The organism is Parabacteroides sp. Marseille-P3160, assembly GCF_900162725.1.
GTDB lineage: Bacteria > Bacteroidota > Bacteroidia > Bacteroidales > Tannerellaceae > Marseille-P3160.
This window is the reverse complement of record NZ_LT799418.1, coordinates 2,469,175-2,470,425: the sequence shown is the minus strand read 5'-3', so window position 1 is coordinate 2,470,425 and position 1,251 is coordinate 2,469,175. Positions and strand designations below refer to the sequence as shown.

At 42.1% G+C, this 1,251-nt stretch carries 2 protein-coding genes; both read right to left on the bottom strand.

Annotated elements, in window-relative coordinates; genetic code table 11:
- Nucleotides 1-356: AGE family epimerase/isomerase (locus tag BQ8014_RS20040; RefSeq protein WP_200814459.1), on the bottom strand; the 356-nt coding region annotated here is incomplete at its 3' end.
- A 39-nt stretch (nucleotides 357-395) separates the two neighbouring features.
- On the bottom strand, nucleotides 396-1,251 hold an 856-nt coding region (locus tag BQ8014_RS20035), incomplete at its 5' end, for an MFS transporter (RefSeq protein ID WP_139785163.1).

Here is a 1,251-nt window from a genome sequence, read left to right as displayed (position 1 = left end):
GCAAAAGTGTAGGAGAAGATATTATAGGGCTCAATCAGTGGATCCCCCTTCCGGTCCAATGAAAAATACCAATTAAGGCAGCCGTCATGACCGTGCTTTTTTAGGAATTCCGCTCCTTGTATCGCACAGTCCAACCATTCCTGCCTTTTCTCCACCTTGTTATAAAGCATGGCAAACATCCAAACCTCACGACCCTGAAGCCAGATGAATTTATCCGTATCATAAACCGATCCGTCTCTTTCAAGGCAGGTAAAATACCCTCCCTCTTCTTTATCCTGGGAATTTTGAAGCCAAAAGGGAAGTACATTCTCCAGCAATTCTGATTTATATTGCTCTTCTAATTTTTTGAAATCCATGTCTTTTATGATTATATAGTGTTTCGTGTTTTATGAAATTTATTTCTCCCAATACTTCTCTATCTCCTCCAACGTTTTTCCTGTCGTTTCGGGCATCAGTTTCCATACAATCAGCATATATGGAATGCACATAAGGGCAAAGAGAATAAACGTCCCCTGCGGATGGAGATTTTCCAATAGCCAGGGAGTTAATTGCCCTATCAAATAGGTACCAATCCAAAGTGAAAGTCCTGCGATAGACATCGCCAGTCCACGAACCCTAATCGGATACATTTCCGATAACAAGACGAAAATAACGGCGGAGATAGAACCCGCACAGAAGAAGATATATAAGAGGAAGAATATTAACAGGAAAATATTCGAAATCCCTAATCCGGTGCCCAAAATGAAGTAAAAGGCGATCAACAGCAGCGAGAGGATCATCCCGGACACGCCAAAATAGACTAACTTTTTGCGTCCGATCTTATCGATAAAGAACATGGCGAGAATCGTGGTCAGTACATTTACCAAACCGACAATAACCTGATAAAATAAGGAATCGCTGCCTGAAAGCCCACTGCTCTCGAAAATGGACGGGCCATAGTAAAGAACGGCATTGACACCCATAAACTGTCCTAATATAGCTATTGCCGCCCCGATAAGTACAGCCTTTCGGATACCGGGTTTAAAAAGCTCCCGCCAATGTACCCTTGGTTGGTTTCCTATAGCACTTTTGGTTTCATTCATTTCCAATGCACCTTTTTCATTCGACCCGTAGATATGATTCAAAATAGGCAATGCTTTTCCTTCATTCGCTTTCAGAATGAGCCATCTGGGACTTTCAGGAATAAAAAACAGTACGATTAGAAACAAGATCGAAGGTATAGCTGCCATCCCCAACATGCTTCGCCAAACT